This window comes from Acidimicrobiales bacterium (assembly GCA_036399815.1).
Classification (GTDB): Bacteria; Actinomycetota; Acidimicrobiia; order Acidimicrobiales; family DASWMK01; genus DASWMK01.
In genome coordinates, this window is sequence record DASWMK010000157.1 from 1 (window position 1) to 6,566 (window position 6,566).

5 protein-coding genes are annotated in these 6,566 nt (G+C 74.6%); 4 read left to right on the forward strand and 1 reads right to left on the reverse strand.

The annotated features are described in order from the left end of the window. The first annotated feature begins 365 nt into the window (after positions 1 to 365). Positions 366 to 2,888: an ATP-dependent Clp protease ATP-binding subunit gene (locus tag VGB14_11240; GenBank protein ID HEX9993493.1), complete on the forward strand. Its 2,523-nt coding sequence runs from the start codon at positions 366 to 368 to the stop codon at positions 2,886 to 2,888. Between the two features lie 364 nt (positions 2,889 to 3,252). Here VGB14_11240 and VGB14_11245 read toward each other — a convergent pair whose 3' ends face one another. Next, positions 3,253 to 3,696 (reverse strand): hypothetical protein, encoded by a 444-nt coding sequence (locus tag VGB14_11245; protein ID HEX9993494.1) that lies wholly within the window; start codon positions 3,694 to 3,696, stop codon positions 3,253 to 3,255. 33 nt (positions 3,697 to 3,729) lie between these two features. Between VGB14_11245 and VGB14_11250 the strand changes: the two genes are divergently transcribed. Genes VGB14_11250 through radA form a run of 3 tightly spaced genes read left to right on the forward strand, consistent with a single transcriptional unit; the run spans position 3,730 to position 6,264 of the window. After that, positions 3,730 to 4,104 (forward strand): universal stress protein, encoded by a 375-nt coding sequence (locus VGB14_11250; GenBank protein HEX9993495.1) that lies wholly within the window; start codon positions 3,730 to 3,732, stop codon positions 4,102 to 4,104. Beyond that, the gene (locus VGB14_11255; protein ID HEX9993496.1) at positions 4,101 to 4,865 is read left to right on the forward strand and encodes a hypothetical protein; all 765 of its coding nucleotides are present in this window, start codon (positions 4,101 to 4,103) and stop codon (positions 4,863 to 4,865) included. Before VGB14_11250 ends, VGB14_11255 begins: the two co-directional genes overlap by 4 nt. 43 nt (positions 4,866 to 4,908) lie before the next feature. After that, on the forward strand, positions 4,909 to 6,264 hold the full coding sequence (radA, locus tag VGB14_11260; protein ID HEX9993497.1) for a DNA repair protein RadA: 1,356 nt from the start codon (positions 4,909 to 4,911) through the stop codon (positions 6,262 to 6,264). The last annotated feature ends 302 nt before the right edge of the window (positions 6,265 to 6,566 follow it).

Sequence of the window (6,566 nt, forward strand, 5' to 3'; positions counted from 1 at the left end):
CGTTCGATTCCCCCTCGTCGGGCCTGGAACGGCGCGGCACCGCGCCCCGCCGAATTGTCCGAGCAGCGCTCCACGCCGCGCCGCCACACGAGCCGCCCCACCGGCCCCCGCAACCACCCAGGGGCCCCGACCAGGCAGCGAGTGGACACTACGGGCTGTCCTGCCCGATGGCAAACGGACGGGTCGTAAGGGAACGTCCAATGGGCATGGTGGAGGGTCGCGCCAGTCACGTGGGATCGGTGCCTCCCACCCGTACCCTTGCAACCCACGGCCGTCAGCCGATGGGGGAAGGCGACGGCGACGGTACGACAGGGGGTGCCCGGATAGAATCGGGCAACGAGACCCCCACGTGTGGGAGGCATCAATTGTTCGAGCGCTTCACTGACCGGGCCCGCCGGGTCGTCGTCCTGGCCCAGGAGGAAGCGAGGCTCCTCAACCACAACTACATCGGCACCGAGCACATCCTCCTGGGTCTGATCCACGAGGGTGAGGGGGTCGCCGCCAAGGCGCTGGAGTCGCTCGGCATCTCGCTCGAGGCCGTGCGCAGCCAGGTCGAGGACATCATCGGGCAGGGCGGCTCCTCGCCGTCCGGCCACATCCCGTTCACGCCGCGGGCGAAGAAGGTCCTGGAGCTGTCGCTCCGCGAGGCCCTCCAGCTCGGGCACAACTACATCGGCACCGAGCACATCCTGCTCGGGCTGATCCGCGAGGGCGAGGGCGTCGCCGCCCAGGTCCTCGTGAAGCTCGGCGCCGACCTGTCCCGCGTCCGCCAGCAGGTCATCCAGCTGCTGTCCGGCTACCAGGGCCCCGGCAGCCAGGAGAAGGCCGGCGCGGCGTCCGGCAGCAGCGGCGAGCAGGCCCCCTCCGGGTCGCTCGTGCTCGACCAGTTCGGCCGCAACCTCACCCAGCTGGCCAGGGAGAAGAAGCTCGACCCGGTCATCGGCCGCAGCCGCGAGATCGAGCGGGTCATGCAGGTGCTCTCCCGGCGGACCAAGAACAACCCGGTCCTCGTGGGCGAGCCCGGCGTCGGCAAGACGGCCATCGTCGAGGGCCTCGCCCAGAAGATCGTCGCCAACGACGTCCCCGAGACCCTGCACAACAAGCAGCTCTACACGCTCGACCTCGGCGCCCTCGTCGCCGGCAGCCGCTACCGGGGCGACTTCGAGGAGCGCCTGAAGAAGGTGCTGAAGGAGATCCGCACCCGGGGCGACATCATCCTGTTCATCGACGAGCTGCACACGCTCGTCGGCGCCGGCGCCGCCGAGGGCGCCATCGACGCCGCCTCGATCCTGAAGCCGATGCTGGCGAGGGGCGAGCTGCAGACGATCGGCGCCACCACCCTCGACGAGTACCGCAAGCACCTCGAGAAGGACGCCGCCCTCGAGCGGCGGTTCCAGAAGATCACGGTCGACGAGCCGACCGTCGCCCACACCATCGAGATCCTGAAGGGCCTGCGCGACCGGTACGAGGCGCACCACCGGGTCACGATCACCGACCAGGCGCTCGTCGCCGCGGCCAACCTGGCCGACCGCTACATCTCGGACCGCCACCTGCCGGACAAGGCCATCGACCTCATCGACGAGGCCGGCTCCCGCCTGCGCATCAAGCGCATGGAGACCCCGCCGGACTTCAAGGAGCTCGAGAACCAGATCGCCCAGGTGGTCCAGCAGAAGAAGGAGGCCGTCGAGGCCCAGCGGTTCGAGGAGGCCGGCCGCCTCCGCGACCGCGAGAAGGAGCTGCTCGGCGAGAAGGAGCGCAAGGAGCGGGAGATCAAGGCGTCCGGCATCGACCTGTTCGACGAGGTCGACGAGGAGGCCATCGCCGAGGTCCTCTCCGTGTGGACCGGCATCCCGGTCTACAAGCTCACCGAGGAGGAGACGGCCAAGCTCCTCCGCATGGAGGACGAGCTGCACAAGCGGGTCGTCGGCCAGGAGGACGCCATCAGGGCGGTCTCCCAGGCCATCCGGCGCACCAGGGCCGGCCTCAAGGACCCGAAGCGCCCGTCCGGCTCGTTCATCTTCCTCGGCCCGTCGGGCGTGGGGAAGACCGAGCTGGCGAAGACCCTCGCCGAGTTCCTCTTCGGGGACGAGCAGTCGCTGATCCAGCTCGACATGAGCGAGTACATGGAGAAGCACACGGTCAGCCGCCTGGTCGGGTCGCCCCCCGGCTACGTCGGCTACGAGGAGGGCGGCCAGCTCACCGAAGCCGTGCGGCGCAAGCCGTTCTCGGTGGTGCTGTTCGACGAGATCGAGAAGGCCCACCCCGACGTGTTCAACACGCTCCTCCAGATCCTGGAGGAGGGCCGGCTCACCGACTCGCAGGGCCGCAGCGTCGACTTCCGCAACACCGTGCTGATCATGACCTCGAACCTGGGCACCGCCGACCTCCGCAAGGCCCGCGTCGGCTTCGGCACCACCGACGAGGCCGTGACCTACGAGCGGATGAAGGAGAAGGTCAACGACGCCCTGAAGCAGCACTTCCGGCCGGAGTTCCTGAACCGCATCGACGAGACGATCGTCTTCCACGAGCTCTCGCGGGCCGAGGTCATGTCGATCGTCGACCTGATGATGAAGCGGGTCAGCACCCAGCTGGAGGGCCAGGGCATCGGCCTCGTCCTCACCAACGAGGCCAAGCAGCACCTGGCCGACAAGGGCTACGACCCCGCCCTCGGCGCCCGCCCGCTCCGCCGGGCCATCCAGCGCCTGGTGGAGGACCCGCTGTCCGAGCGGCTGCTGTGGAAGCAGTTCCGGGCCGGCGAGACCGTGGTCGTCGACGTGGAGACCGACCCCGAGTCGGCCCGCGGCGAGAACATGGTCGTGTTCCGGGCCGTCGAGGGCTTCGAGCCCCCGCCGGTCGAGTTCGCCGAGGCCGGCCCCACCGACCAGTAGCCGAGCCGCACCACCGATCCGCCGACCGGCGGGCCCCGAGCGGGCCCGCCGGTTGCGCGTCCGGCGCCGGGTCTCGCACCCGCCGCGTCCGCAAGGCGCCATCGGTCGCCCCGGGGCGTCGTCGTCCTGCGCCGGCCTCGGGTCGGCCGGCGCTCCGGTGTGGCGAGGTCGACCTGCTCGTCCGCGATGTGCGCCGGAGACCGGTCGTGACCGCGCCGGCAGTCCGGCATCGTCCGCGATGTCCGCGGGCGGGCCGTCCGTGACGGGCGCCGGCGGTCCGGTGGGGCGTCGTCGTCCTGTGCCGGCCTGGCGGTCGGCCGGCGCGCCTGGCGTGACGGGCCGGCGGCCTGGTGGCGGCGGGGTGTCAGCCGGCGCCGGGGTCGGCGCCGCAGTCGTCGTGGAGGGCGGCGAGCACCCGCCCGCTGGCCGCCTCGTAGGCCGGCGACGCCATCTGCTCGGCGACGTCGTCCGGCACCCCCATCGGCCCCGGCCCCCGCTCGGCCAGGGCGTCGGCCAGCCGGTCGCCGACCTCGACGAGCACGGCGGCGTCGTCGGCCAGCTCGTCGGGCACGGCGGCCACCAGGTCGGCGCCCGCCCGACGGGCCCGACCGGCGGTCTCGTCGAGCTCGTCGGCCGGCAGCCCGGCGACGGCGGCGTCGTACAGGTCCGACAGGGCCTGGAGCTGGGCCTCGGCCGCCTTGCACAGGTCGCCCCGCCCGCCGCCGGCCTCCTCGCCGCCGTCCGCCCCGCACCCGGCGACGGCCAGCGCGACCGTCAGCGCCACGGCGGCGAAGGTCGAGCGCCTCACGTCCGGCCACCGTACGCCGTCTACGGTGGCGCCGTGTACCAGCGCATCCTGGTCGGCACCGACGGGTCGGCCACCGCCGCCCGGGCCGTCGACCGGGCCGTGGCCGTCGCCAGGACCACGGGGGCCAGCCTGACCATCCTCTCCGCCGGGCGGCCGTCCCGGGCCCAGGCGGTGGTCGACGGCGAGGCCCGCCGGCACGGCTCGTCCGGCGTGCCCATCGACACCTGCGTGGTCGACGCCGACCCCGTCTCCGCCCTCACCGACACCGCCGAGCGGGGCGGCTACGACCTCGTCGTCACCGGCAACCGGGGCATGACCGGCCCCCGCCGCTTCCTCCCCGTCGGGTCGGTGCCGAACAAGCTCAGCCACCACCTCCCCTGCTCGCTGCTCGTCGTCCGCACGACGTGAGCGGCGCCCGCCGGCGCCTCCTCGCCCTCGCCGTCCTCGTCGTCCTCGCCGCCTCCGCCTGCCACACCGACGTGCGCGTGCGGGTGGACGTCGAGGACGACGGCAGCGGCGCCGTCTCGGTGGCCGTCGGCCTCGACGCCGAGGCGCTGTCCCGCATCCCCGACCTCGCCGACCAGCTGCGGGTCGACGACCTCGCCCGGGCCGGGTGGACGGTCACCGGGCCGGCCGAGGAGGAGGACGGCCGCACCTGGGTGCGGGCCACCAAGCCCTTCGCCGACCCCGACGAGATGGCCGACGTGATGGCCGAGGTGGCGGGGACGAACGGGCCGTTCCTCGACTTCTCGGCGTCGGTCGACCGCTCGCTCGCCCGCTCGAAGGTCGAGGCCAGGGGCACGGTCGACCTGTCCGGCGGGCTCGAGGCCTTCGCCGACCCTCAGGTGACCCAGCGCCTCGGCGGGCTGCCGTTCGGCCAGGACCTCGCCGGGCTGCTCGGCGACACCCCGCCGGCCGAGGCCGTGACGGTGACGGTGGCCCTCGCCCTCCCCGGCGACCTCAGCCCCGTCGGCGCCACCCGGGAGGAGCCGGGGGTGGCCGTGTGGGAGGTGCCGCTGGGCGGGCAGCCGGTCGACGTGGCCGCCACCAGCTCGCAGGTGCGGATGGCGACGGTCGTCTGGCTGGGCGTCGCCGCGCTGGCCGTGCTCGGCCTGGTCGGCGTGGTCGGCATCCGGGCGCTGACGTCGTTCCGCTACCGGTACTGGTAGCCCGCCGGGCGTTCCTGTCACACCCCCTCGTCATGCTGTCCGCATGGCGAAGGTCAAGGCGGTGTTCCGGTGCTCGGCCTGCGGCGGCGAGTCGGGCAAGTGGCTCGGGCGGTGCCCCACGTGCGGCGAGTGGGGGTCGCTCCTCGAGGAGCCGGACGGGCCACCGGCCGGCGCCGGCCTGGCGGCGCCACCCGGCCCGGCGGTGCCGATCGCCGAGGTGGACGGGGGCGACGGCGCACCCCGGGCCACCGGCCTCCCCGAGCTCGACCGCGTGCTGGGCGGTGGGCTGGTGCCGGGGTCGGTCACCCTCCTCGGCGGCGAGCCGGGCATCGGCAAGAGCAGCCTGCTCCTCCAGGCCGCCGCGTCGGTGGCGGCCACCGGCGCCCGCTGCCTCTACGTCACCGCGGAGGAGTCGGCCCAGCAGGTGCGGTCGCGGGCCGAACGGCTGGGCGCGCTCGCGCCCCGGCTGTGGCTGGCGGCGGACACGTCGGTCGCGCACGTGCTCGCCCATGTCGACGAGGTCGCCCCCGACCTCCTCGTCGTCGACTCCATCCAGACCGTGCTCGACCCCGACGTCGGGTCCGCGCCGGGCACGGTCTCCCAGGTCAGGGAGTGCACGGCCCGGCTCGTGGGCGAGGCGAAGCGGCGGGGGCTCGCCGTCGTGCTGGTCGGCCACGTGACGAAGGACGGTGCGCTGGCCGGGCCCCGCGTGCTCGAGCACGTGGTCGACACGGTGCTCGCCTTCGAGGGCGACCGCCACCACGCCCTCCGACTGCTGCGGGCCGTGAAGCACCGGTTCGGGGCGACGGCCGAGCTGGGGCTGTTCGAGATGACGGAAGGCGGGCTGGTCGGGGTGCCCGACGGCAGCGGGCTGTTCCTGGCCGACCGGCGGCCGGGGGTGGCGGGGTCGGTGGTGGCGCCGACCCTCGAGGGGCAGCGGCCGCTCCTCGTCGAGGTCCAGGCCCTCGTCGCGTCCACGCCGCTGGCCAGCCCCCGGCGCTCGGCGCAGGGCGTCGATCCCGGCCGGCTGGCGCTGCTCCTCGCCGTCCTCGACCGTCGGCTCGGCCTGCCCGTCGGCGGGGTGGACGTGCACGCGCTCGCCGTCGGCGGCGTCCGGGTGGTCGAGCCGGCCGCCGACCTGCCGCTCGCCCTGGCCGTCGTGTCGTCGCTCGGCGGCGTGCCGATCCCGGCCGACGTGGTGGCCTGCGGCGAGGTCGGACTCGGCGGCGAGCTGCGCCAGGTGCGGGGGGTCGACCGCCGCCTCGCCGAGGCCGCTCGCCTCGGCTTCCGCCGGGCCGTGCTGCCCGCCTCCGCCCCCGACCCGCCGCCCGGCATGGCCGCCGTCCGGGCCGGCTCGCTCGAGGAGGTGGTCGCCGTGCTCGGCCTCGACGCCGCGTGATGGCGACGGACCTGGCGAGCGTCCGCCAGCGCTGTGGTCGCCCGCCGACGACCGGTCCGCCGGCGGTCCCCGTCCTCGGCGCGGGCCAGCGGTGCGTTCGCCCGTCGACCAGCGGCCCGCCTCCGACGGCGGTTCCCGTCCTCGGCGCGGGCCAGGTGCATTCGCCCGTCGACCAGCGGCCCGCCTCCGACGGCGACGGCCGGGGCAGCCCGCCGGCGCCCGCCGTGCGCCGAGATGCCCGTCTCCTCGGCGGCGCCGACCTCGGGGAGTGGTCGGCGGCCGGAGCGCCACGGGGAGGCCTC